This window comes from Vibrio sp. 2304 (genome assembly GCF_033339475.1).
Lineage (GTDB): Bacteria > Pseudomonadota > Gammaproteobacteria > Enterobacterales > Vibrionaceae > Vibrio > Vibrio alginolyticus.
The window spans coordinates 160,909-186,072 of sequence record NZ_JAWOUQ010000005.1 but is presented as its reverse complement, the minus strand read 5'-3'; the positions used below and the strand labels follow the sequence as shown (position 1 = coordinate 186,072).

Sequence of the window (25,164 nt, the reverse complement as noted above, 5' to 3'; positions counted from 1 at the left end):
TGCATTAAGAGAAATAAATCTTGAGCGGTCCAAACAGGAGTATCAATTAGTGAAATGGTTTCAAACCGCAATTTTATGTGTTGCTATCGCGCTGACCGGTTGTGCAAATACTTCTCAACAATCAGCACAAAAGTGGTTATATCCACCGATGGCGGTGCCACTTCAGCCTAGTGTTCAACAAGAAGTACAAATCGCGCGTCTCTCGCAGTTGCTACAACGTCCCGACCTTAGTGATGAAGTGCGCGCTAAAATGCATTATGAGCGCGGTAGCTACTACGACAGCGTTGGTTTACGTGATCTTGCCCGTTTGGACTTTAACCAGTCTTTGCAGTTGAATCCTGCTCAGCCGGACATCTTCAATCTTTTGGGAGTATACTTTACCCAAGTAGGAGAGTTTGATGCGGCATATGAAGCGTTTGACTCGACCATAGAGTTGGCTCCTGATAATACCTATGCTGAGCGCAACCGTGCGATTGCACTGTATTATGGTGGCCGAATCGATCTCGCTTTAGAAGATATGACCAAGCATTATCAAGAAATGCCAACGGATCCTTTTCGTTCATTATGGCTGTACATCATCGAAGCTGAGCAAAATCCAGAGCAAGCAAAAGCCAATCTTCAACAGCGTTATTTACGTGATCGCAGTGAAGAGTGGGGGTGGGTTCTTGTTGCTATCATGCTGCGAGATGTCTCGGACGAAGACGCGCTTAAAGCAATTATGGATGGAACAAGAGAGAATTATCGCCTAGCTGAACGATTGACGGAAACGTATTTCTACCTTGGAAAGCGTAATCAGCTTGAAGGTGATATCGCAAGTGCCATCTCACTTTATAAGCTCGCGATTTCGTTCAACGTTTACGATTATGTTGAGCATCGCTATTCTTTCTTGGAATTGGCGCAAATCTACGATCAATTACAGCAAGATAGATTGGCCAAGTTAAAGGCTGCCAAGAAGCTGGAAATTGAATGATTTAGAGCCGCTCGATGAGAGCGGCTTTTTTTTTATGATTGAACTTGATGAGTGACTCATTTAAAATAGTTAGTCTTGCTAACTAAGTGGTGGTGGCTTTTATGGCATTAGAAGAAAGCTTGATTGATTTAGAGCGTTTTTGCGCCAAAGCTTGGCGTGTCTATGCCAAAGAAGATCCATTATCACATCTAAGCTTTAATGAGTTCGATTATTTACGTGTGATTCAGGTTTACCCTGAGGGTGTGCGAATAACCGATCTTGCAGAAGAGCTGCAAGTGACTAAGCCTTCCGCGTCGACAATGGTTGTGCGTCTGGAAAAAAAGGGTTTGGTGAAACGCATCGCATGTAATGAGGATGCTCGTGCTAAGCGTGTGTTGCTTACAGAAGAAGTCGCAGAAAAAATGTCTTTGGAGCAGGTAGTGTACAAAGATATCTCTGAACAAATGATGCAACAATTAAATCAGCAAGAAGCTGAGCAGTTACAAGCTTTACTGAATAAAGCATTGAGCAATAAGTCATTTTAAACTAAACCAAAGGCCTCCGCTGTACGCATTAGCCTTTGGTGTTTCATTTTTCTTTTATTTAATTTAACCATTTAGTTAGCCTTGCTAATTAAATGGTTAGCTTTGCTAACTACTGGTGACAGTCATGCAAAACTCAATTTATAGACAGTTTTGGAAATATACGATTCCAACCGTCGCAGCAATGCTCGTAAACGGTTTGTATCAAATAGTTGATGGCATTTTTATTGGCCGTTATGTTGGCGCTGACGGATTAGCTGGGATCAATGTTGCGTGGCCTATTATCGGTTCGATCCTCGGTATAGGAATGATGATTGGGGTGGGGACTGGTGCATTGACCTCGATCAAGCAAGGAGAGAATGATCATGAAGGCGCTAAGCGAATCCTAACGACCGGATTGACGTTGTTAGCGGCATTGATGCCAATCGTTGCTACAATATTGTTCTTGTTTTCGGATGAATTTATTCGCTGGCAAGGAGCGGAAGGGCGAGTGTTTGAACTTGCGCTGCAATATTTGCATATTCTGATTGTCGCGTGCGTATTCACGTTGGGTTCTATCGCGGTTCCGTTTCTGTTACGCAATGACGACAGCCCGAACTTAGCAACGATTTTGATGGTCATCGGTGCCGTTATTAACATCGTATTAGACTACGTATTTATTGCTTGGTTGGAGTGGGAGTTAACCGGAGCCGCTATTGCCACTGCACTTGCACAATTAGTGGTCACTGTGCTCGGTATTGGTTACTTCTTTACTTCAAAAGCAACATTACGCCTTCGTATCAGCGACTTCAAAGTTCAGGTTGATGCTGCACCAAAGATTATCATGATAGGTACATCAAGTTTCTTTATGTACGCCTACGGCTCTGTGATGGTGGCACTGCACAACGCGTTATTTGCTCAATACGGAAGTGCAATGTTGATCGGAGCGTACGCCATTTTGGGGTACATCGTGACGGTTTACTATCTGATAGCCGAAGGAATTGCGAATGGTATGCAGCCTTTAGTGAGCTTCAACCACGGTGCACGTAATCAGGAGAACATCAGAAAGTTATTAAAGGTCGCGATGGGGACATCTGTGCTTGGTGGGGTGGCGTTCGTTGTTTTGATGAACCTTTTCCCGTACGAACTGGTTGCGGTGTTTAATAATGCTGACCAACAGTTGATTGATAGCACCGTGATCGGGATTCGTTTACACATGTTTGCGTTGTTCTTAGATGGTTTTTTAGTTGTGGCGGCCGCGTACTATCAATCAGTAAACAAAGGCAGCAAAGCCATGTTTGTAACACTAGGTAACATGCTGGTCCAGTTGCCATTCTTATTCATTATGCCGAAACTTTTCGGCGTGACAGGCATTTGGTTAGCTTTCCCATTGTCTAACATTGCATTGAGTTTGGTCGTGATCAGTATGTTGTGGCGAGATGTGAAAAAGCTGCTTAATGAAACTTCGGCTGAGCCAACAGTGCAAGCCTGTTAACAATGGCTGATAGAGAAAAGCGAGGTTGGGCCTCGCTTTTCTTTTTTGGGGAGCTAAATGTTTTTTACTTCTAAGCCAGCTAGCTGATGCCAATAGCCATTGCATTGGCGGCTTTCAAGTTTTTCAGGGTTGTCGCCGTGCTCGTTTGAGCGAAAATGCTCTAACTCAGAAAGTGTACTCACACCGAGAGGGCTTAATCGGACCACATCAACCAGGCCTTGCATACTTGGTAAGTCATTGATCAGGTTATAACAATACCCTGATTGCGTTTGAATGCCGTTAAGGTTAAAGACTTCTTGTCCTTCTTGGCTGCTGACCTGGATACCCGTAGGGTATTTGATACAGCAGGTTTCGCAATCGTCTTTCGCTAGGTTTTCAGCTCGGGCTGTGAAACAGCGAGCGGAATATGCTAAAGGCAAATAACCGTGGCTAAATACCTCAACTTCAAACTTGTTACGAATACCAAGCTCGTCACACTGAACCAAAGTATCGTTTAACCATTCGCGAGAGAGCTCGACAGGCATGCACCAACGCATCATACCTTGCTTCAAAAATAAGTTGAGCGTGTGTGCGTTATAAGTATTGATTGCAGGGCCAACGACGAAAGGCACTTTATGCTCTGATGCCAATTGAACAGCAGATACGTCATTTGCTTCAATCGCGAAGTCACCGTTGTCGATGTACTTCTTCATTATGTTTACTTCACTCGGAGCTTCTAGTAGTGCCATTGTTGATAGCACCACTTGCTTGCCAGATGCAGACAGCTCTTTTGCTATTTCAAGCCAATGCGAAGGCTTCATTTCTCGACGTTTTGAGCATACGGTTTCCCCAAGATAGATGATGTCCGCGGAGCTTGATTTCGCTTGTTCATAAAACGCTTCGATGTCTTGTTTTGGCCAGAAGTACAACAGCGGGCCAAGCGCGTATTTCATTGAATTATCCATCTTAACCTCTACTGCCATTTGCGGTGATAAGCACCAAGTGTGGTCTGCGTACCTTCAGACACGTTTGCCAATGCGGCATCCCAAGCCGCTTCGACTTGATAAGCTTCTGGGTTTGCTTGGTAACGGTCAATCGCGGCTCGCCATGTTCGAGTGACTTGTTCTACGTAAGCTGGGCTACGTTGGCGACCTTCAATTTTTACAGACGCCACATTTGCAGCAAATAGTTCTGGCAGCATAGAGAGGGTGTTCAAACTGGTTGGTTCTTCCAGTGCGTGGTAGCGTTTTTTCTCGCCTTCGATTTCTGCTTCGAAACGGCCTTTACACAAGGTAGGGTAGCCCGCATTTTCACCGGTGCTGTAGCGATCGATCAAAATGTCGTTAAGGCGGGATTCCAGACCATTTTCTGTTTCTTGCCAGCGAACGTACTTAGCTGGAGAGCATGCTCCCACAGTGTTTGGAGACTCGCCTGTCATGTATGACGATAGGTAGCAGCGACCTTCAGACATGATGCAAAGGCTACCAAAAGCAAAGACTTCTAACTCGACATCGCTAGTGATGTTGCGTGAGAGCTGTTTGACCTGATGAATCGATAAAACGCGGGGTAGCACTACCCGTTTTACGTTGAAGTTTTGTTTGTAAAAATCAATGGCTGCGACGTTGGTCGCTGATGCTTGCACTGAAAGGTGTAGTTCCAGATCGGGATATTTGCGAGCCGCGTACTCCAGCACTGCAATGTCTGCAACAATCAGCGCGTCTACACCCAGTGCCGCTGCATTGTCTACTGCGTTCGTCCAGCGCTCGAAGCCATTGGGATGAGCGAAGGTATTCAACGCGACATGAATTTTTTTATTGCGGTCATGAACGTATTGCACCGCTTTTTCTAACTTTTTGCCGTTAAAGTTGAGGCCAGCAAAGTGACGGGCGTTGGTATCATCTTTGAAACCAATGTAGACGGCATCGGCACCGCAATCAATCGCAGTTTTTAACGCAGGCAGGTTACCCGCGGGACACAAGAGTTCCATATGCTCACAATCATTGAGAATAAAAAGGTGTCCGCATTTTATGAAGAATTATGAATAGCGAAATTGACCTAAGTTAGGTTTAGCTCAATAAAGTCGATATTTACCCCTTGCGAGTAAGGGTATCGGGTCGGGGTTAGTTCTTGTGACGACGATTCTGTACAAACAGCTCTTCAATTTCGTGTTTTGGCTGTGGGCGATAAAAATGGAATCCTTGAATCGCATTACATTGAAGGTTAGAGAGCAAAGTAGCTTGCTGGTGGGTTTCCACCCCCTCGGCAACGACAGTTAAGTCGAGCGACTTACCCAGATTAATGATGTTTTCAATCACAGTGACTTGTTTCGGTAGTGTGTCGATATCATTAATAAAAGCGCGGTCGATTTTTAGCTCGTCAATAGGGAAACGCGCTAAGTAGGAAAGAGAAGAGTAGCCGGTACCAAAGTCATCGATAGAGAGAGCGAAGCCAAGCTTTTTAATCGCATTCAACATTTGCAGTGTATGTTCGCTATCACTCATCACGGCACTTTCGGTTAGCTCGAAGGTAATGCAGCTTGGATCAAGCTCGGTAGTGCGAAGCAACTTTTCCATAAAGTCGATCAGCTGTGGGTTGCCAAATTGCTCGGGAGAGAGGTTGATGGCGACACGGCCTGGCAGTATGCCCTGTTGTTTCCAACGTTTTACCGTATTGAAAACATCACGCATCACGACACGTCCAAGGTGTTCGATTAACCCAGCTCGCTCGGCGACAGGAATGAATGAGCCAGGACTAATGTACCCTTCGACTGGATGCTTCCAACGAACGAGCGCTTCTGCGCCGTTGATACTGAAGTCTCGCGCGTTAACCTTAGGTTGATACCACACTTCCAAACCGTTCTGCTGCAATGCTTTTTGCAATTCGATTTCAAGCCACAAACGCATACGCGCTTCTTTGTTCATTTGATCGTTAAATTTGATCAGACGATTTCTACCACGATCTTTGGCTTCATACATCGCAGTATCGGCATTTTGTAGTAGGATTCGCGCATCTTGTCCGTCTTCAGGGTATCGAACGCTACCAATTGAACAGGCAAGGCGTTTGCTGAAGTGGTGCAAGTCGAAAGGTTGGTTGATCAACGAGATAATGCGATCGGATAAAATTTCAGCCATGCGGGTATTTTCTGGCTCCGGCAGAATGACGCCAAACTCATCGCCACCCAAATGACCAATAATCGCTTGGTTTGGTAGTAACCGTTTAAGACGGGCCGATACCTCTTGAATCACTTTATCGCCAATATGGTGACCAAGTGAGTCATTTATGTTTTTGAAGTTATCGATATCCAAATAGAACACCAGAAGCGGTGTTTGCTTTTTGATCAGCTGTTCCAAACGTTTGGTGAAGCCAAAGCGGTTGTAGAGTTTGGTGAGCGAGTCAATGTGTATGTCTTCATTCGATGCGGAAGACAGGTTTTTGGGCGCATCATCAGCATCTTGGATTAGGATAATTTGAGATTCGCTACCTAATATCGCCGTGGAATCCGCGTGTAGCTGAACTTTCCGTTCAAAGCCGCATCTTGCACTGGTTAAGCAGACAAAAGGTTTGTCAGAAATTAATGTACTCAATCGATGACTAAATACCTTTTTACTGTTTTCATCGATGAATAAACGACTTAGCTCTTCGCCCAACAATTCATGAGGAGAGTTAAGTCCGAGAAGGCGCGCTGATGCGGGGTTCGCAGAGATGACAATATCATCTTCGATAAGCAGTAAGCCGTCTGGTAGCAGTTGTGTTAACTTCGCAAACTTACTTTCGGACTCTTCTAAGGAGCGAACGAGTATCTGCTTTTCTGAAGTATCGACAGCGTGAAAAACAACAAAGCGAATGTCGTTACCTTCAAAAACTGGCGAAAGACTAAAGTGAAGACTGGTTTCAAGGTCGGTTTCATCGAGCGTGATTTCGGCTTCGACATGTGCCCCTTTGAACGCGCGCTGATAGTATGGTGCAAGCTTCTTATAAAACTGTTCACCCAGCACTTGGCAATCGTTTAAGCCGACGATTTCCTCATGACTTAAACCTGCGATATCGCAGTAACGGTCACTTACCATTCGATAATTGTGTTTTTTATCAAGAATGGCAAAGAAGAAAGGGCTATTTGAGGTTAGCGTGGCAAACCAATGTTTTAATTGCTGGGAAGGCATTAGGGTATTACCGATCTCCAATGAGCCAGATTATTCGTCCGTGTATAAAAAGCGACACCCTGATAAGCCTGCGGCGGTCTACCACCAAGCTAAAGTGTTACTTACCATTAAAGGGCTCGCGGTTTTAGCTGTGCAGTCGACAATCACATGGATACGCTCAGATAACTATAACTTTGAAAATACGGTTGTAAAAGTGTTTATCCACCTGTTCGCATCAATAATACACGTAAGTTCAAAAAAAGAAGCGTTAGTGAGCAATAAACCACCAATCTAAAATAAGCACTTTATTGATACATAACAGTAATCTCATCGCCACGATTGCTTAATATAAGCAACCTAATGACAAAGTAACGGATAATGAACGTGTTAAACAAGATTCGCAGTCAACTAGTAAAGAACGCAGCTAATATTTTGCGTTCTCCAGTCCAGTTATTACCACAGCCAATTCAGCAAAAAGCGTTGCTGGAAGGGCTAAAAATGGTGTTTAAAGAAGCCTTGGAAGATGGTGACTTTGAGTTCCTTGAAGACAAGTGGTTAAAAGTTGCGATTAAAGACTTGAACTTAGCATGGTACATCAGCTATCAAGACGAAAAATTGGTGGTAGCTGAAAAACCAGTTCAGGAAGATGTGAGTTTTAGTGGTAATCTAAACGACCTAGTACTGATTGCTGGTCGTAAAGAAGACCCTGACACACTGTTCTTCCAACGTCGCCTTTCAATTGAAGGTGATACTGAGCTTGGCTTAGAAGTGAAAAACTTAATGGACAGTGTCGACTTAGAGCAGTTACCGAAAGCAATGCAAGTCGCTTTGAATCAATTGGCTGATTTTGTTCAGAAAGGAGTTCAAGCGCCTGCACAACCAACCGGAGTAGCGAATGCTTATTCGAACTGAAGCCCCTGCGGACATTCTTACCATTGACCGCTTATTGAAACACGCCTTCCCGACGGAAGCTGAAGCTGAGCTTGTGATGCGTTTGCGCGAAAACAGCAAATTCACACTTTCCTTAGTCGCGTGTACAGATGAGGGAGAGGTGATTGGCCATGCTTTATTTAGCCCTGTGACCTTAAATGGTGAAGATTTGTCATGGCAAGGGCTAGCGCCATTAGCTGTTCATGAAGATTACCGTCGCCAAGGCATCGCTGCAGAGTTGATCAAAGAAGGTTTTGATTCACTGCGTGATTTTGGCTATCCAGTGTGTGTGGTGTTGGGCGCTCCCGATTATTACGCGCGCCAGGGTTTTCAATCATGCGACGAGATGGGCTTTGAATGCGCTTGGGATGTTCCTAAAGGTGCATTTCGAATCGCAGAGTTGGTCGAAGGTCAATGTGCTGGACGCTCCGGACGCATAGACTATGCGCCAGAGTTCTCTGAACTGTAAATGAAAGAAGCCCACGACTAAGTGGGCTTCTTTCTTATTCACTGAAAACTGAGATAGGGAGGTTAGGATGACTGGTTACTTTTCTTTTTGCCCCAGACCTCTATTTTCGCTTTTTTACTTACCCCTAGCAGGCTGAGTTTTGTGCTTCCCCAGCTACTGTAAGTCATTTCAATCTGTTTTAGCTTGGCTTCTTTTGTACCTGGAAGGCTCCAGGCACGAGTCGACAATCCGCTTGTTAGTACGCCCATAGAGGAAAGCTTTTTCTCACTACCATCTGTCATGACGACTTTTAAACCATTAATGTCTACCGTTCCTTGCACACATTTTAGTTTTATTTTACTGAAGCTTCGGTTTCGGAATAGGCTATTTGGTGTCACGGTATCTGTTTCTGTATGAAAGTTAACGGTTTTCGTTGCAATCAGCTCCCACTCATCGCTGTTATTAGCAAAAACACTCATGCTGGTGGCGGCTACCAGTGTGCAAAGTAGTAGCGTATTTAAGAATTTCATAATGTACCTTATATGTCATACCCAATGTGTGGCCGTTGGCAAAACGCTATGTTAAGGAATATCCAAATCATCTCATTGTGTTCAGGTGTTCCTTGAAGTCCTTTAGGTATAATCGCGATAATTTGATAGGATTGCCCTCGTTCAAATAGGTGACGGAAAATGTCAATTAACGAGAAACAGTATTTACGTGAAATGGGGATCAGCACATGGGAGCTGGTACACCCTGAAAGACTGGAAGGCTATCAATCGCCATTATTGGATTTGCAAAGTTCATGTAAACTCCTATTGGTATCGCCAATATGTCCAGAAAACGAGACGGCATTGATGTTTGAGCGCGTATTAAAAAGCATTAAGCTCACGCTTGATGATGCGCTGCACCTAGAGCCTGAGCGCTTATCCATGCTGGGTGAACATCAGCTAGAGTGGGTGTGGTTTGCAGGCTGTGAGGCTGATAAAAGCATCAAGGCAAAGCACCTGATCTCGCCACTATTACAAGATATTGATGGTAATAACGAACAGCGCCGCGCATTGTGGCAACAAATCTGTTCGTACTCTTAACGGAGCTAATGCGTGACAATTGAAATTACGCCGATGCGTGCAGAGCACCTCGACCAAGTTTGGCAAATCGAGCAGCAAGCACATTCTCACCCTTGGGCCGAATCTTTGGTTCGTGACTTATCCAGTCGCGGTGCTTGCCACCATGTGATGCTGGAAGGCTCTCAAGTGGTTGGTTACTTCTATGGACAGAATATTGTTGGAGAAGTGACACTATTAAATATTGCAGTAGCGCCTTCTCAACAGGGCAGAGGGCTAGGGCAAAAATTGCTGGACGCGTTTATTGAACACTGTGAACAAGCCAAAGCAGAGAGTGCTTGGTTAGAAGTGCGTGAAAGTAATCACCCAGCTATCCATATTTATGAGCAAGCAGGTTTTAATGAAGTGGACCGTCGTTACAACTATTACCCAGCTAAATCGGGAAATGGTAAGGAAGACGCCATTATCATGAGTTACTTATTTTTGAGTTAGTTTTAGGCCGTTACTAATTACCTCATCAACACTTATGCTTTAAATGCGTATCCGGATTCGAGGCTTTTGAATATGTAATAATAATTTTTTGAATTTTTACATCTCTTTGTGTGGCGCTGGCTTTCCCTTGTTAGTTGCAGGTAAAGGCTGGTGAGCCGAGTAAATTCAGTTCATGTCTTTCCAGTTTGCTAGCACAGCGATAATAAGCGAGAATACCGCACAATATCGAATAGTAGATATGCTTGCCTATTTTGTGAGCATGAAAGTAATTTAGAAGATTAACTAATGTCAAATCCCCTTTTTTTAGGCGAAGTGTCTAAGCGCAGAACGTTCGCTATTATTTCTCACCCGGATGCGGGTAAAACCACCATTACTGAAAAAGTCCTTTTATTCGGAAACGCGATCCAAAAAGCAGGTACGGTTAAAGGTCGTGGTAACGCACAGCACGCAAAATCAGACTGGATGGAAATGGAAAAAGAACGTGGTATCTCGGTAACCACTTCTGTAATGCAGTTCCCTTACAATGACTGTCTGGTAAACCTACTTGATACGCCTGGACACGAAGACTTCTCGGAAGATACATACCGTACGTTAACGGCAGTAGACTCGTGTTTGATGGTTATCGATGCGGCGAAAGGTGTCGAGGATCGTACACGTAAGCTGATGGAAGTAACGCGTCTGCGTGACACGCCAATCGTAACCTTCATGAACAAACTTGACCGTGACGTTCGTGATCCAATGGAAGTATTGGACGAGGTAGAAAACGAGTTGGGCATGATGTGTGCGCCAATTACATGGCCAATCGGCTGTGGTAAAGAATTTAAAGGTGTGTACCACATTCACCGTGATGAAACGATTTTATACGAATCAGGTCACGGTCATGAGATTCAAGAAGTTCGAATCATCAAAGGTCTCGATAACCCAGAGCTTGATGAAAAAGTTGGTGCAGGCCTTGCGGAAAGTGTTCGAGAAGAGCTTGAGCTTGTCATGGGTGCTTGCCCTGAGTTTGATTTGGAAATGTTCTTAACAGGTGACCTGACGCCAGTTTACTTCGGTACTGCATTAGGTAACTTTGGTGTGGATCATATGCTAGACGGTCTAACTGAATGGGCTCCAGCGCCGAAAACTCGTCAAGCGGTTGAACGTGAAGTTGAAGCGACTGAAGAGAAGTTCTCTGGTTTCGTATTTAAGATCCAAGCGAATATGGACCCAAAACACCGCGACCGTATCGCATTCATGCGTATTGTATCGGGCACTTACACGCAAGGTATGAAGATGAACCACGTTCGTCTTGGCAAGCAAGTGAGTATCTCTGATGCAGTAACCTTTATGGCTGGTGACCGTGCACGTGCAGAACACGCTTACGCCGGTGACATCATTGGTCTACACAACCACGGCACTATTCAGATTGGTGATACCTTTACGCAAGGTGAATCACTGAAGTTCTCTGGTATTCCGAACTTCGCTCCGGAACTATTCCGTCGTATTCGCCTGAAAGATCCACTAAAGCAGAAGCAGCTTCTCAAAGGTTTGGTTCAGCTATCAGAAGAAGGTGCGGTACAGGTATTCCGTCCTCTACAGAACAACGATCTGATCGTTGGTGCCGTTGGTGTACTTCAGTTTGATGTTGTTGTGGCTCGTTTGAAGTCTGAGTATAACGTTGAAGCGATTTATGAAGGCATTAACGTTGCAACTGCGCGTTGGGTTGAGTGTGGTGATGCGAAGAAACTGGATGAGTTCCAACGCAAGAATCAAGCGAACTTAGCATTGGATGGTGGTGATAACCTAACGTATATCGCTCCAACAATGGTTAACTTAAACTTAGCGAAAGAGCGTTTTCCTGACGTTGATTTCCGTGCGACACGTGAGCACTAATTTGCGCGGTTAGGGTAAGCCGTAACGCAAACTAGATTTTAAAACGCCCTTGGCTATAAACTTAGCCAAGGGCGTTTTTATATAAGGATAAGATATGAATTGGTTTAAACGTGGGCTAAAGCGTTACGACAACTGGTGTAAAGAGATGGGGTTAACTCCCGATCAGAAACGCAGTTGTGTCCCATATCGAAAAGACCCTGCCCATCAAACTGAAGAGAAGAGTGAAGCCCAACCATCCTCTGATTTTCTGCCCGCAGATACAGATAAAAAGCGTCAAGATGAAGCTCTTTGATACGCACTGCCACTTTGATTTTGATGTGTTTCAAGATGACTTTGCGCATCAACTTGAGCTTGCTCAAACGCAAGGCGTCGCAAGAATTTTGATTCCTTCCGTCGGTCCGCAAAACTGGGCTCGTATTCAAACTTTGGCAGAGCAACATGCCAATTTGTATTATGCGCTCGGCTTTCATCCGTATTTTCTTGAAGATAACGTTGAGCAGCACCTTACAGAGCTAGAAGGCTATCTAAATCAAAAAGGGCCACAGTGCGTGGCAATAGGAGAGTGTGGTTTAGATTTTGCCATTGATGTTGGTCCACAGTTGCAAGAAAAGATACTTGAAGTTCAATTTGAGCTGGCTAGACGCTTCGAACTCCCAGTTATTTTACATAGCCGAAAAGCGCACAATCGCCTCATTCAAATGGTGAAAGCGGCGAATCTCCCTAGAGGTGGTGTGCTACACGCTTTTTCTGGGAGTTATCAGCAAGCCATGGAGTGGGTCAAATTAGGTTTTTTTATCGGTGTAGGAGGAACGATTACCTACCCAAGAGCTAAGAAAACACGCGACGCAATTCAAAAATTACCACTCGAAAACCTAGTAATCGAAACAGACGCACCAGATATGCCTATACTTGGATATCAAGGGGAGTCAAATCACCCATCCAAACTCATTCACGTCTTTAATGAGCTCGTAGAGTTGCATAACGGCCGAAAGCAATCGATTGCCTCTCAACTGTGGAAAAATAGCAATTTTGCTTTCTCGATATGTGAATAAAATCTAAAGATGTGGTTTGAAATCGAAAACGTTTTCCTGCTTATTGTGAATTAACTCACAAAGCTGGTTGAATCAATCATGAATCTTATAGGAAAGTGTGAGGCTGGCATTACTTTAATTGATTCTGCATGAGTATAATTGCCCCCGCTTTATAGCTCCATTTTGTAACACGCCAATAAATAACTTATAAGGAAGTCATAAACTATGAGCCTGTTTATGAGCCTAATCGGTATGGTAGTGCTTCTTGCGATTGCAGTAGCATTTTCTAACAACCGAAAAGCTATCAACTTTAGAACTGTGGGTGGCGCATTCGCTATCCAATTCGCATTAGGTGCATTTGTTCTGTATGTACCTTGGGGCCGTGATCTACTAAACGGTTTCTCTTCAGGTGTTTCTAACGTTATCAACTACGGTAACGATGGTTCATCATTCCTATTCGGTGGTCTTGTTTCTGACAAGATGTTCGAAGTATTCGGCGGCGGCGGTTTCATCTTCGCATTCCGTGTTCTTCCTACACTGATCTTCTTCTCTGCACTGATTTCAGTTCTTTACTACATTGGCGTTATGCAATGGGTTATCAAGATTCTTGGTGGCGCACTACAAAAAGCGCTAGGCACTTCTCGTGCGGAATCAATGTCAGCTGCAGCTAACATTTTCGTAGGTCAAACTGAGGCACCTCTAGTTGTTCGCCCATTCGTTCCAAAAATGACTCAATCAGAGCTATTCGCGGTAATGTGTGGTGGTCTAGCTTCTGTTGCTGGTGGTGTACTAGCAGGTTACGCATCTATGGGTGTTCCACTAGAGTACCTAGTTGCGGCATCATTCATGGCAGCACCAGGTGGTCTACTGTTCGCTAAAATCCTTCACCCTGAGACTGACCAGCCTCACGAAAGTATCGAAGAAGCGATGGACGGCGGTGACGACAAACCAGTTAACGTAATCGACGCAGCTGCGGGCGGTGCGGCTTCTGGTCTACAACTTGCGCTTAACGTAGGTGCAATGCTAATCGCATTCGTTGGTCTAATCGCGCTAATCAACGGTATGCTAGGTGGCATCGGTGGTTGGTTCGGTATGCCAGAACTAACACTAGAGCTAATTCTAGGTTACGCGTTCTCTCCACTAGCATTCCTAATCGGTGTTCCATGGGCAGAAGCTGTAACAGCTGGTTCATTCATCGGTCAGAAAATCGTAGTGAACGAATTCGTTGCTTACTTGAACTTCACACCATACCTAGGTGAAAACGCTCAAGTAATCGCGGCAACTGGTGAAGTAATGTCTGAGAAGACAACAGCTATCATCTCATTCGCACTATGTGGTTTCGCGAACCTTTCCTCTATCGCGATTCTACTTGGTGGTCTAGGTAGCCTTGCACCAAACCGTCGTAGTGACATCGCTCGCATGGGTGTTAAAGCAGTTCTTGCAGGTACGTTGTCTAACCTTATGGCAGCGACAATTGCAGGCTTCTGCTTAAGCCTTGCAGCACTATAATTAGAATCGGTTCTTAATATATAGACGCCGTTTTACATCATGCCCTGTAGCAAGAGATTGCTGCGGGGCATTTTTCGTTTTTCGGGCTCCAAAATTTCATCGGGTGTTTGCCTTAGTCGAGGTATTACGCAGTCAATGGAATAGGGGCTAGGAAATTTTGAGATACAAACCGTTTGCGTTCTATTTGGTGCTACAGTTTTGCGGTGAAACTCTATAATGTATTAATCACAGGATAGTGGTTAAGCTTGATTCTTAATCACGTAATGAATATTACATAATCGATGGGCAAATGAATTGCCCTGCAATATCAGATCTAATAGGCGTTTTGCTTTGTGATGTGATATTAAAGACACCGCAATCATAGATTGTTGTGCCATAGGCCAAACTGGTACTGTGCGGTGACAAGGATAGCAATTGGCATATGATAAATTTTCGCTGTATATGCCGAGTCTTCAGGGAACCAAGTCCGTTCATTAATAGACTGTTTAGCCATTTACTCACATTGTCTCGACTTGTTGATTATAGTTAAAGACGTGATGTAAGGCTGAGTAGTGAATTTTTTGAATATTGATCGGAGATAGAAATGAGCGATTTAAAAGCAGCAGCGCTACGTGCACTTAAACTTATGGACCTAACTACGTTGAATGACGATGACACTGATGCAAAAGTGATCTCACTATGTCATGACGCGAAAACAGCAGTAGGCAACACAGCTGCAATTTGTATTTACCCTCGCTTTATTCCTATTGCTAAGAAGACACTTCGTGAGCAAGGTACGCCAGAGGTTCGTATTGCAACAGTAACGAACTTCCCACATGGTAACGACGACATTGAAATCGCAGTTGCTGAAACAAAAGCGGCGGTTGCTTACGGTGCAGACGAAGTTGACGTAGTTTTTCCTTACCGCGCGCTAATGGCGGGTGATGAGAAAGTAGGCTTCGAACTAGTTAAGCAATGTAAAGAAGCTTGTGGTGACATTCTTCTTAAAGTGATCATCGAAACAGGTGAACTAAAAGAAGAAGCACTAATCAAGAAAGCATCTCAAATCTGTATTGAAGCAGGTGCTGACTTCATTAAAACTTCAACTGGTAAAGTGCCAGTAAACGCAACACCAGAATACGCTCGCATGATGCTTGAAGTTATTCGCGACATGGGTGTTGCAGAAACTGTTGGTTTCAAACCAGCAGGTGGTGTGCGCACTGCTGAAGACGCAGCAGCATACCTAGCAATGGCTGACGAAATCCTAGGTGACAACTGGGTTGATGCTCGTCACTACCGTTTTGGTGCGTCTAGCCTGCTAACCAACCTACTAAATACATTAGAAGTATCGGACGACGTCGCTGATCCAACAGCGTACTAATTCCAATAATACGTCTGAACGGTAGCACCTAAACGGGTGCTACCAAACCTCTTCTATCCTACTACAACCATGGCTCAAAAGAGCTTGGGAGGCACTAATGTATTTACCACAAGAAATCATTCGTAAAAAACGTGACGGTGAAGTACTTACCGCAGACGAAATCAACTTCTTTATTCAAGGCGTAGCGAACAACACGGTATCTGAAGGTCAGATTGCGGCGTTTGCTATGACGATTTTCTTTAATGAAATGACCATGGATGAGCGCATCGCCTTAACGTGTGCAATGCGTGATTCGGGCATGGTTATCGACTGGAGCCACATGAACTTCGGTGGTCCAATTGTCGACAAACACTCAACCGGTGGTGTGGGTGACGTAACTTCTTTAATGCTTGGCCCAATGGTGGCAGCGTGTGGCGGTTTCGTACCTATGATCTCTGGCCGCGGTCTTGGTCATACAGGCGGTACGCTGGATAAACTTGAATCTATCCCTGGTTACAACATTACGCCGAGCAACGATGTTTTTGGTCAAGTAACCAAAGACGCTGGTGTGGCGATCATCGGTCAAACTGGTGACCTTGCTCCTGCGGATAAGCGTGTTTACGCGACTCGTGATATTACCGCAACGGTAGACAATATCTCCCTGATTACGGCGTCGATCCTTTCTAAGAAACTGGCGGCGGGTCTGGAATCGCTAGTGATGGACGTAAAAGTGGGTTCAGGTGCATTTATGCCAACTTACGAAGCGTCTGAAGAGCTAGCAAAATCAATCGTTGCGGTAGCAAACGGTGCTGGCACTAAGACTACGGCAATTCTTACGGACATGAATCAAGTATTGGCGTCTTCAGCGGGTAACGCAGTAGAAGTTCGTGAAGCGGTTCGTTTCTTAACAGGTGAATACCGTAACCCTCGTCTACTTGAAGTGACCATGGCTTCATGTGCTGAAATGTTAGTACTTGGCAAGCTTGCTGAGAACACAGAAGACGCACGCGCAAAACTGATGGAAGTGCTGGATAACGGCAAAGCGGCTGAGTGCTTCGGCAAGATGGTTGCCGGCTTAGGCGGCCCCGCGGACTTCGTAGAAAACTACGACAACTACCTAGAAAAAGCAGAAATCATCAAGCCAGTTTACGCAACAGAAACGGGCATTGTCTCTGCAATGGATACACGTGCTATCGGCATGGCTGTGGTTGCTATGGGTGGTGGTCGTCGTGTTGCTACTGATGAAATCGACTACGCAGTTGGTTTCGACCAGTTCATCCGCCTAGGTGAGGTCGCAGACAGTGATAAACCTCTTGCGGTCATCCACGCTCGCACTGAAGAGCAATGGGAAGAAGCGGCAAAAGCACTGCGCAGTGCAATCAAAGTAGGTGGTGAATACACACCAACTCCAGAGGTTTACCGCCAAATTCGTGCAGAAGATATCTAATAGAACAAGTAATTACACAAGGCCTACTCAACCATAATAAAAAGCCGAGTGGGCCTAAGGAACGAGCAATGAAAAGAGCATTTATTTTAGTACTAGACTCATTCGGTATCGGTGCAACTGCCGACGCTAAAGAATTTGGTGATGTAGGTTCAGACACACTAGGTCACATCGCTGACCAATGTGAAAAAGGCTTAGCAGATAACGACAATCGCCAAGGTGCACTTCGCCTTCCAAATCTATCGAAACTTGGTTTGGCAATGGCGCATAAAGAATCGACAGGTCGCTTCGCACCTGGACTAGACGCAGACGCTGAAATCATTGGTGCATACGGTCATGCAGCAGAGCTTTCTTCAGGTAAAGACACGCCGTCTGGTCACTGGGAAATCGCAGGTGTTCCTGTTCTGTTTGACTGGGGTTACTTCACTGACAAAGCAAACAGCTTCCCGAAAGAATTGACTGACCGCATTCTTGAGCGTGCAGGTCTTGACGGTTTCCTAGGTAACTGTCACGCGTCTGGTACTCAAGTTCTTGACGATCTTGGTGAAGAGCACATGAAGACTGGCAAACCAATCTTCTACACGTCTGCTGACTCTGTATTCCAAATCGCATGTCACGAAGAGACTTTCGGTCTAGACCGTCTACTAGAGCTTTGCCAAATCGCACGTGAAGAGCTAGAAGATTACAACATTGGTCGTGTTATCGCGCGCCCATTCGTTGGTGCTGGTAAAGGTCAATTTGAGCGTACAGGTAACCGTCGTGATCTTTCTGTAGAGCCACCATCAGCAACGGTTCTTCAGAAGCTCGTTGATGAGAAGCAAGGCAACGTGGTTTCTATTGGTAAGATTGCTGATATCTACGCAAACTGCGGCATCACTAAGAAAGTGAAAGCGACAGGTATCCCTGCATTGTTCGAAGCAACGCTAGAGCAAATCAAAGAAGCGGGCGACAACACGATCGTATTCACTAACTTTGTAGACTTCGACTCAGCTTACGGTCACCGTCGTGACGTAGCGGGTTACGCAGCGGCACTTGAGTACTTCGATGGTCGCATCAATGAAGTGCTAGAGATTATGGAAGAAGACGATGTGCTTATCCTAACGGCAGACCACGGCTGTGACCCAACATGGCCAGGTACTGACCATACTCGTGAGCACATCCCAGTATTGGTTTATGGTCAAAAAGTACCAGCTGGTTCTCTTGGCCGCCGCGAAACATTCGCAGATATCGGTCAAACATTGGCAAGTTACTTCGGTACTTCTCCAATGGATTACGGTAAGAACTTCCTATAATTAGTTAGGTTTTTGAAAACTAGGAGCTTGATTGCTCCTAGTTTTATGTTTGCAGTATGTAAATGCTGCTTGTCGGAAATGAGAATACTCTGGCTTATATCGCCTTAAGCGCGGAGCGCTAGAGAAAGGTTAAGGAAAAGAAAATGGCAACTCCACATATCAATGCTGAAATGGGTGCATTTGCAGACGTCGTACTGATGCCTGGCGATCCACTACGTGCAAAATACATCGCAGAGACTTTCCTTGAAGATGTCGTTCAAGTGTGTGACGTTCGTAATATGTTTGGTTACACAGGCACATACAAAGGCCGTAAGATCTCGGTAATGGGCCACGGTATGGGTATCCCATCATGCTCGATTTACGCGACTGAACTAATCAAAGACTTCGGCGTGAAGAAAATCATCCGTGTTGGCAGCTGTGGCGCAGTGAATGAAGACATCAAAGTGCGTGATGTTGTGATCGGCATGGGTGCATGTACTGACTCTAAAGTGAACCGTATCCGCTTTAAAGGTCATGACTTCGCGGCAATCGCAGACTACAACATGGTTCGTGCGGCAGAAGACGCTGCAAAAGCTCGCGGTATTGACGTTAAAGTTGGTAACCTATTCTCAGCAGAGCTTTTCTACACGCCAGATCCAGAAATGTTCGATGTAATGGACAAGTACGGCATTGTTGGTGTTGAAATGGAAGCGGCTGGTATTTACGGTGTTGCGGCAGAATACGGTGCAAAAGCTCTGACAATCTGTACGGTTTCTGATCATATCAAGACTGGCGAACAGACTACATCTGACGAGCGTCAAACGACATTCAACGACATGATGCTAATCGCACTAGATTCAGTATTGCTTGGTGACGAAGAGTAAGCGACGAAGAGTCATTCTATTTTTCGCTCTCAAGAGCTAAAAAAAAACAGCCCGCACATTGCGGGCTGTTTTTATATGAGTTATTAGCGCTACCTAGTTACTTGGTTAGCAGCAGGTTTGGCGCTTTTTTACGACGTATCGGTTGTCGACGTAAAATCAAGATGAACAACATACCACAGACAAAGCTCATTAAGACCATCATGTACATATAACGATCGCTCTTGCGATAGTGGTGGTCAGAAATAGCCGTCACCCGGCCCGTCTCAAAGGTCACGCGAACAAAACCGATAAGCGCACCATCTGCAAAAACTGGTTCAACCAACTGCTGGCGACCAATGGAAGCTGTTGCCAAAGGCGTATCCAGGCCAAGAACTTCGCGTACCGATAATGCCTCTTCACTAGACGCTAAACGTACACCCTGTGCATCGTAGATTGTTGCATCAAACACTAAACGGTCTTGTGCTAGCTGGTTTGTTAGCTGAAGTAATCGTTCTTGATCTTTAGTTAAAATCATCTCACTGGCAGAAAGAGACGCCTGTGAAATCAAAACTTTGGTGAGCGTTTCAAGCTGTTGTGCTTGAATTTTCTCATTACCCTTACTGATCACAACACTGTTTTTTATTGTGATAAACAACATCACACACAGTAGGATTAGTGCCAGAATTCTTAGGGCATTCCTTACTGAGAACAAAGATTCACTCATGCTCTTTACTCATCCATTTAAAATAAAACAAAGACTTGCCTTTTTAGTTTGTTGAGGTAACGTTTTAGCAAAGTCATAAGGGATTATATACATGGACGCGTCAAAAAGCTTGCCTATCAGAAAACATACGACACTTTTAAAACGATTACCCGAGACTCGATTTGCCTCCCAATTAGATAAAGCAAAAGCAAACTGGATCGTATTTGCTGAGTACCTTTCGCCAAGTCACTTCGAAGACATTGATTTCTTCACCGGCTTTTACAACCCGATACTAGAAACGTGGAAAGTTGGCCAATATGAAGTAGCCCTGATGGCCGGAGAGTTGACTCCTCAACATGAAACGATCTTACAAAGTCTCAACCTAGATTACGCCTCGCTTAATGAAGTGCCCGATCTATCAACCCAAGGGTTGATTGTATTTGATATGGATTCAACGGCGATCCAGATAGAGTGTATTGATGAAATCGCGAAACTGGCAGGAGTAGGGGATGAGGTCGCTGAAGTCACTGAACGTGCCATGCAAGGTGAGTTGGATTTTGAGCAAAGTTTACGTCAGCGAGTTGGTAAGCTCAAAGGTGCCGATGAATCAATTCTTGAACAAGTTCGTTCCCAGTTACCATTCATGCCGGACTTTGAAGCGCTAATTGCGACGTTGAAAGCCTTGGGCTGGAAAACAGCGATTGCTTCCGGTGGTTTTACTTACTTCTCTGATTACATCAAAGATAAAGTCGACTTAGATTTTGCTCGCTCCAATCAATTAGAAATTATTGACGGCAAACTCACGGGTAACGTACTTGGCGACGTGGTAACGGCGCAGATGAAGTCAGACATTCTAGTGGAATTGGCGGATGAATATGAAATTGAGCAACACAACACGGTCGCTGTCGGTGATGGCGCTAATGATCTTGTGATGATGTCGGTGGCAGGATTAGGGATTGCGTATCACGCAAAACCAAAAGTGGAAGCTCAAGCGCAATCTGCGATTCGCTTTGCTGGGTTAGGCGGTGTGCTCTGTATTTTATCTGGCGCATTGGTGAAGCAGCAAAAGGTCAGCTGGAAAGCTAAACCTTAACCATCCATTCAAAAACACCGCCAGAAAGGCGGTGTTTTTTGTCAATTTGGTATGACTTTGAATTTACTCGGTTAACTCCAATCTAATTACAACCTCTTCAGTAATGTCTTCAAATTCACTGTAACCAACGAGCGCTGTTAACTCTTTTTCTAACTTGCTCGCTTGATGTACACCAAATTGGGTTAAGTCACTTAAATCTTGTTGCAGTAATGATGTCATCGGATCGAAAATTGGCGCAGTAGAAAGGCGAATCACGTAAAAGTCACCCATCATTCGCGCTTTCTTTATAAATTGAATCCGCTCTTTTACGCTGTTGAACTCTTGATGAAGCTTTGACTCAATGCCTGTAATTTTATTGCCTACTTTTGCGGCGCTTATGTAGATATCCTGATGTCTGGCTTGAGCACCTTCTACACGTTTTATTGGCTCTGCGATTAATGTGCTTGTCCGGCCTTTAAAGATAGGTTCAAGTGACAACAGTTGGTCATGCCCAAGACGGGCAAAAAGCTCAATGTGTTTAGGTAGCGGCAAGTTCACCCCGATAACGGGGGTTTTGATTGAAGATGACGTACTCTTACTGATAAAAATGGGCGTGCTCAGCGTACGCGAGAGCAACATGCAGTGCAGCCTTTCAAGTAGAGCATTACTTGGTAGCGTCTCTTTTTGCGGGATTAGCTTGTCTTGATTGTGCTCGATAATGCTGTTGAAAAAAGCGATTACCTTCATGGTTTGGCTGCTTTCATCAATAACTAGCTGCACGCTACAACCATCTGGGCTTACACGAATTACTCGATATGGCACCGACATTAACGGCAATTTTTTATCGTAGAGTTGTAATTCTCGAAAGTTGATTCTTACCTCTTGCCCAGAACGTAACATCGTGGGCTCACTTAGCCTAATTCCGAGTCCTCGTTTGGAAAGGTCAACAGTACAGCCGCCTGTTTTAGTTTGTCCTGAGTACAACTCTAAAGGTGTTTTAAAACGATAACGAGGCTCTTTACGACGAGACTTTGCATCAAAATAAATGCCCTTTGGATTGCCGATAACTCTTCTCGGATGGCGAAACGCGTTTAACGTATTAGCGGGTAAGCGCGGCTTTTCAGTTAGCAGGTAATCCTGCCCTGACTTTTCGTCAGCAATTTCTTGCAAAATACCAATATGAGTCAGTGATTGAGACGTTTCTGCCAACTCTGGAGAGAATGCTGCTAGGTCTTCCTGTTCTTGCTCTGATAGTTCAAAGATTGAAATTCTAAAGGCGCGCCAACTCTCTCGTTTGCCACCTAAATGCCAAAATAGCTGGCGCTGTTCGCGAGTTGCTTCAGGGCGAAACATCGAATAGAAATAGGTTCGATTCTCGTGCTCGTGAGTAAATGAATAAAGGACATTGGTTGTTCCTTTCACACCAGGCTTAATGAGTGACGCGATGCGTTGCTCGTTGAATAAGGAACCAAACATTTGCTGGTTTCTCTCATCGTGCCAGTATTGCCAAAGCTTTTGATTGTTTGGCGTTAACATTGCTAATTTTAGGTCACTACCATCAAAGAATAGAGGCAAGCTGCTGGTGTGCTTTAGTGCGATGTGCTCATAACCGCGAGTTCGAGCTCGAATAATCTTGTCTTGATTGTCGTGACGAGCCCTTTTAGCAGCACTGTTGAGCGCTTCATCTATCACTCGGGTTACGACATTGGTGTCAGTTAAGCGTATGGTTCTGAGGTATCGAACTGAGTCATTTTCGTAACAGTCATCAACCGCGAGTATGCGGTATGCAAGCGGTTTCTCTATACCTGCAACGTTAGATTTGCTGGCAAATTCAGTAAACGTGACCTGAATAATTTCCCCAAGGTTATATTTAAATGCGCTAGGGACTTTGAACTTTGCGCCAGAGCTAGATAAATCAATGCTTAATCCATGAAGAAGCTGTCCTTTAGAACGGCAAATTTCAACTTGAGATTGGACTTTCAAGCGTTTTTCTTGGCGCTTTAAATCGTAGCCTAGGTGAACGGGTTCTGCTAAGAACGGGCTTTTAGGATCCGTTAACGATTGCGTTTTTTGCTGAGTAAGGCGCTTGCTCATTACGCGAAAGTTATTTCGCGTGTTGACCAATGCTTCCCACATTCCTTCCGTGTAGCAGCCAAACTTTTTGATGTTTTTATGGTAAGCGTTGAAAGCAACATCATCCAACCAATGTGGAATACCATCCAAAATATACTCGCGACATTCGCCTTGAACGCGACCTCGCAAATCAATGCTTTTTTTGCATGGAGCCATTAAGCGGTTAAGTTCCATTTTAACCAAAATTTTGGCCGAAGGCGGCTCTTCCTCGGTCAGTTGGCCAAGGACAAAGTCAAAGTCATTCGTACCGTAAACGGGAATGAGTCGTTCTGCGAGCGAGAGAATTTCAGATTGCTGCATTATTTCTGTTAGAGTATGTCGTTACTTTAAATTGTATCGGCTAAGCGAAGTAATACTTAAGTATATCAATAGTTCATTTCAGTTCAGGTCTGACTTGGCTGTGCTTAGTCACATTTGTAGAAAAAATTGAGGCATCATGGCGAAAGCAAAACGAGCGTATGTTTGTAATGATTGTGGCGCGGACTTTCCCCGTTGGCAGGGGCAGTGTAACGCATGTGGTGCATGGAATACGATAACAGAAGTACGTATCGCTGCATCGCCAACCGTTGCTCGCAATGAACGCTTAAGCGGCTACGCTGGTTCCGCAACAGAAGCTACGGTTCAAACGCTATCCGAAATTGATCTGCAAGAAGTACCTCGCTTCACCAGTGGGTTTAAAGAGCTTGACCGCGTGTTGGGTGGTGGTGTTGTACCAGGTGCCGCAATTTTGATTGGTGGTAACCCTGGCGCTGGTAAATCAACCCTTCTGTTGCAAACCATGTGTAGTTTATCTGCGCAAATGCCAACGCTTTACGTAACCGGTGAAGAGTCATTACAGCAGGTGGCAATGCGTGCTTCTCGATTGGGCTTGCCGAAAGATCATTTAAAAATGCTATCGGAAACGAACGTCGACAAAATTTGCCAAATCGCCGAAAAAGAGCAGCCTCGTATAATGGTGATAGACTCGATTCAGGTGATGCACGTTTCTGATATTCAATCGTCGCCTGGCAGTGTTGCTCAGGTACGTGAATCTGCGACGGCTCTGACACGATACGCAAAACAGAATAATGTTGCGGTATTTATTGTTGGTCACGTAACAAAAGATGGTACCCTTGCGGGCCCTAAAGTTCTTGAACACATTATCGACTGTTCGGTACTACTCGATGGTGGAACGGATAGCCGATTCCGCACTTTGCGTAGTCATAAAAACCGTTTTGGCGCTGTGAATGAGCTTGGTGTCTTTGCAATGACAGGCCAAGGATTGAAAGAAGTGAGTAACCCATCAGCGATCTTCCTTTCTCGTGGTGAAGAAGAAACATCAGGCTCTTCCGTCATGGTGGTTTGGGAAGGCACGCGCCCTCTGCTAGTAGAGATTCAAGCGCTGGTGGATTACTCGCAGTTAGCCAACCCTCGTCGTGTTGCGGTCGGCTTGGAGCAGAACCGCCTATCACTTTTGCTCGCTGTGTTGCATAAGCATGGTGGCTTACAAATGGCAGACCAAGATGTCTTTGTTAATGTGGTTGGCGGTGTTAAGGTGACGGAGACGAGCGCTGATCTTGCTTTAGTTATGGCGCTTTTATCGAGTTTTCGTGACCGTCCACTCCCTAAAGATGTGGTGATTTTTGGTGAAGTAGGGCTTGCGGGCGAAATCCGTCCAGTGCCAAGTGGGCAAGAGCGTTTGAATGAAGCGTTCAAACATGGTTTCAAGAAAGCGATCGTGCCAGCAGCCAACATGCCGAAAGGTGGCATCCCTGGCATGCAAATTCACGGCGTTAAGAAATTGTCGGAAGCTATAGAGGCTTTTGACGAGCTGTAATGCTCATAAGAATGGTATTTGTGCAATCACAAACTGTTCTATCCGTCCTCAATAAAATGCGAATAAAGTACATAAATTGCTGTGTTTGACT

The 25,164-nt window shown here is 44.9% G+C and carries 24 protein-coding genes; 17 read left to right on the top strand and 7 right to left on the bottom strand.

Annotated elements, in window-relative coordinates; genetic code table 11:
• Window positions 1–49: 49 nt before the first annotated feature.
• The 3 genes from nlpI to R7P64_RS12255 all read left to right on the top strand — a co-directional run bounded on the left by nlpI (window position 50) and on the right by R7P64_RS12255 (window position 2,965).
• Window positions 50–970, top strand: coding sequence for a lipoprotein NlpI (nlpI, locus tag R7P64_RS12265; protein ID WP_005380101.1), 921 nt, complete (start codon window positions 50–52; stop codon window positions 968–970).
• Window positions 971–1,071: 101 nt separating this feature from the next.
• Window positions 1,072–1,494, top strand: coding sequence for a MarR family winged helix-turn-helix transcriptional regulator (locus R7P64_RS12260; RefSeq protein ID WP_005394653.1), 423 nt, complete (start codon window positions 1,072–1,074; stop codon window positions 1,492–1,494).
• Between the two features lie 124 nt (window positions 1,495–1,618).
• The gene (locus R7P64_RS12255; protein ID WP_258480793.1) at window positions 1,619–2,965 is read left to right on the top strand and encodes an MATE family efflux transporter; all 1,347 of its coding nucleotides are present in this window, start codon (window positions 1,619–1,621) and stop codon (window positions 2,963–2,965) included.
• A 53-nt stretch (window positions 2,966–3,018) separates the two neighbouring features.
• On the opposite strand, the gene R7P64_RS12250 is transcribed toward R7P64_RS12255, so the two are convergent.
• The 3 genes from R7P64_RS12250 to R7P64_RS12240 form a co-directional block, all read right to left on the bottom strand.
• Window positions 3,019–3,897: a U32 family peptidase gene (locus R7P64_RS12250; protein WP_005380107.1), complete on the bottom strand. Its 879-nt coding sequence runs from the start codon at window positions 3,895–3,897 to the stop codon at window positions 3,019–3,021.
• 20 nt (window positions 3,898–3,917) lie between these two features.
• On the bottom strand, window positions 3,918–4,931 hold the full coding sequence (locus R7P64_RS12245) for a ubiquinone anaerobic biosynthesis protein UbiU (RefSeq protein WP_005380110.1): 1,014 nt from the start codon (window positions 4,929–4,931) through the stop codon (window positions 3,918–3,920).
• A gap of 133 nt (window positions 4,932–5,064) precedes the next feature.
• On the bottom strand, window positions 5,065–7,104 hold the full coding sequence (locus tag R7P64_RS12240; protein WP_005380112.1) for a bifunctional diguanylate cyclase/phosphodiesterase: 2,040 nt from the start codon (window positions 7,102–7,104) through the stop codon (window positions 5,065–5,067).
• Window positions 7,105–7,467: 363 nt separating this feature from the next.
• Here R7P64_RS12240 and R7P64_RS12235 point away from each other — a divergent pair, with 363 nt between their 5' ends.
• The gene (locus tag R7P64_RS12235) at window positions 7,468–7,995 is read left to right on the top strand and encodes a ubiquinone anaerobic biosynthesis accessory factor UbiT (RefSeq protein ID WP_005394645.1); all 528 of its coding nucleotides are present in this window, start codon (window positions 7,468–7,470) and stop codon (window positions 7,993–7,995) included.
• Window positions 7,979–8,482, top strand: coding sequence for a GNAT family N-acetyltransferase (locus R7P64_RS12230; protein ID WP_053349843.1), 504 nt, complete (start codon window positions 7,979–7,981; stop codon window positions 8,480–8,482). The genes R7P64_RS12235 and R7P64_RS12230 overlap by 17 nt, the downstream gene beginning before the upstream one ends.
• A gap of 62 nt (window positions 8,483–8,544) precedes the next feature.
• Here the strand turns inward: R7P64_RS12230 and R7P64_RS12225 are convergent, their stop codons facing one another.
• Entirely contained in the window at window positions 8,545–8,991 is a 447-nt protein-coding gene (locus tag R7P64_RS12225) for a hypothetical protein (RefSeq protein ID WP_031781040.1), read from the bottom strand.
• Window positions 8,992–9,150: 159 nt separating this feature from the next.
• On the opposite strand from R7P64_RS12225, the gene R7P64_RS12220 reads away from it, so the two are divergent.
• The 6 genes from R7P64_RS12220 to R7P64_RS12195 all read left to right on the top strand — a co-directional run bounded on the left by R7P64_RS12220 (window position 9,151) and on the right by R7P64_RS12195 (window position 14,432).
• Window positions 9,151–9,549 carry a DNA polymerase III subunit psi gene (locus R7P64_RS12220; RefSeq protein ID WP_053306748.1) on the top strand — a complete coding sequence of 133 codons (399 nt, stop codon included), beginning with the start codon at window positions 9,151–9,153 and terminating at the stop codon, window positions 9,547–9,549.
• A gap of 12 nt (window positions 9,550–9,561) precedes the next feature.
• Window positions 9,562–10,017, top strand: coding sequence for a ribosomal protein S18-alanine N-acetyltransferase (gene rimI, locus R7P64_RS12215; RefSeq protein ID WP_005386430.1), 456 nt, complete (start codon window positions 9,562–9,564; stop codon window positions 10,015–10,017).
• A 285-nt stretch (window positions 10,018–10,302) separates the two neighbouring features.
• Complete coding sequence (gene prfC, locus R7P64_RS12210; RefSeq protein ID WP_005380123.1) at window positions 10,303–11,892, top strand: peptide chain release factor 3; 1,590 nt, start codon at window positions 10,303–10,305, stop codon at window positions 11,890–11,892.
• 94 nt (window positions 11,893–11,986) lie between these two features.
• Window positions 11,987–12,184, top strand: a complete 198-nt coding sequence (locus R7P64_RS12205; RefSeq protein WP_005380125.1) for a DUF5363 family protein — start codon at window positions 11,987–11,989, stop codon at window positions 12,182–12,184.
• On the top strand, window positions 12,171–12,944 hold the full coding sequence (locus tag R7P64_RS12200; protein ID WP_318123564.1) for a TatD family hydrolase: 774 nt from the start codon (window positions 12,171–12,173) through the stop codon (window positions 12,942–12,944). The genes R7P64_RS12205 and R7P64_RS12200 overlap by 14 nt, the downstream gene beginning before the upstream one ends.
• A 204-nt stretch (window positions 12,945–13,148) precedes the next feature.
• Entirely contained in the window at window positions 13,149–14,432 is a 1,284-nt protein-coding gene (locus R7P64_RS12195; RefSeq protein WP_005380131.1) for a NupC/NupG family nucleoside CNT transporter, read from the top strand.
• Between the two features lie 358 nt (window positions 14,433–14,790).
• On the opposite strand, the gene R7P64_RS12190 is transcribed toward R7P64_RS12195, so the two are convergent.
• A complete protein-coding gene (locus tag R7P64_RS12190) occupies window positions 14,791–14,925 on the bottom strand; it encodes a hypothetical protein (protein WP_005391675.1) in 135 nt (44 codons plus the stop codon).
• Window positions 14,926–15,015: 90 nt separating this feature from the next.
• Between R7P64_RS12190 and deoC the strand changes: the two genes are divergently transcribed.
• From deoC to deoD, 4 genes are all read left to right on the top strand, one after another.
• A complete protein-coding gene (deoC, locus tag R7P64_RS12185; RefSeq protein WP_005380133.1) occupies window positions 15,016–15,792 on the top strand; it encodes a deoxyribose-phosphate aldolase in 777 nt (258 codons plus the stop codon).
• 97 nt (window positions 15,793–15,889) lie between these two features.
• Window positions 15,890–17,218: a thymidine phosphorylase gene (gene deoA, locus R7P64_RS12180; protein ID WP_062730462.1), complete on the top strand. Its 1,329-nt coding sequence runs from the start codon at window positions 15,890–15,892 to the stop codon at window positions 17,216–17,218.
• Window positions 17,219–17,286: 68 nt separating this feature from the next.
• Window positions 17,287–18,507 (top strand): phosphopentomutase, encoded by a 1,221-nt coding sequence (locus R7P64_RS12175; RefSeq protein ID WP_017820430.1) that lies wholly within the window; start codon window positions 17,287–17,289, stop codon window positions 18,505–18,507.
• A gap of 143 nt (window positions 18,508–18,650) precedes the next feature.
• Window positions 18,651–19,370 (top strand): purine-nucleoside phosphorylase, encoded by a 720-nt coding sequence (gene deoD, locus R7P64_RS12170; RefSeq protein ID WP_005380140.1) that lies wholly within the window; start codon window positions 18,651–18,653, stop codon window positions 19,368–19,370.
• Between the two features lie 97 nt (window positions 19,371–19,467).
• Here deoD and R7P64_RS12165 read toward each other — a convergent pair whose 3' ends face one another.
• Window positions 19,468–20,073: a YtjB family periplasmic protein gene (locus R7P64_RS12165; protein ID WP_005391677.1), complete on the bottom strand. Its 606-nt coding sequence runs from the start codon at window positions 20,071–20,073 to the stop codon at window positions 19,468–19,470.
• Between the two features lie 91 nt (window positions 20,074–20,164).
• Between R7P64_RS12165 and serB the strand changes: the two genes are divergently transcribed.
• Window positions 20,165–21,145 carry a phosphoserine phosphatase gene (gene serB, locus R7P64_RS12160; RefSeq protein WP_005386439.1) on the top strand — a complete coding sequence of 327 codons (981 nt, stop codon included), beginning with the start codon at window positions 20,165–20,167 and terminating at the stop codon, window positions 21,143–21,145.
• Between the two features lie 63 nt (window positions 21,146–21,208).
• Here serB and R7P64_RS12155 read toward each other — a convergent pair whose 3' ends face one another.
• Window positions 21,209–23,557, bottom strand: a complete 2,349-nt coding sequence (locus R7P64_RS12155) for a PilZ domain-containing protein (RefSeq protein WP_005380143.1) — start codon at window positions 23,555–23,557, stop codon at window positions 21,209–21,211.
• A 136-nt stretch (window positions 23,558–23,693) separates the two neighbouring features.
• On the opposite strand from R7P64_RS12155, the gene radA reads away from it, so the two are divergent.
• Window positions 23,694–25,073, top strand: coding sequence for a DNA repair protein RadA (radA, locus tag R7P64_RS12150; protein ID WP_318123562.1), 1,380 nt, complete (start codon window positions 23,694–23,696; stop codon window positions 25,071–25,073).
• Window positions 25,074–25,164 lie beyond the last annotated feature (91 nt).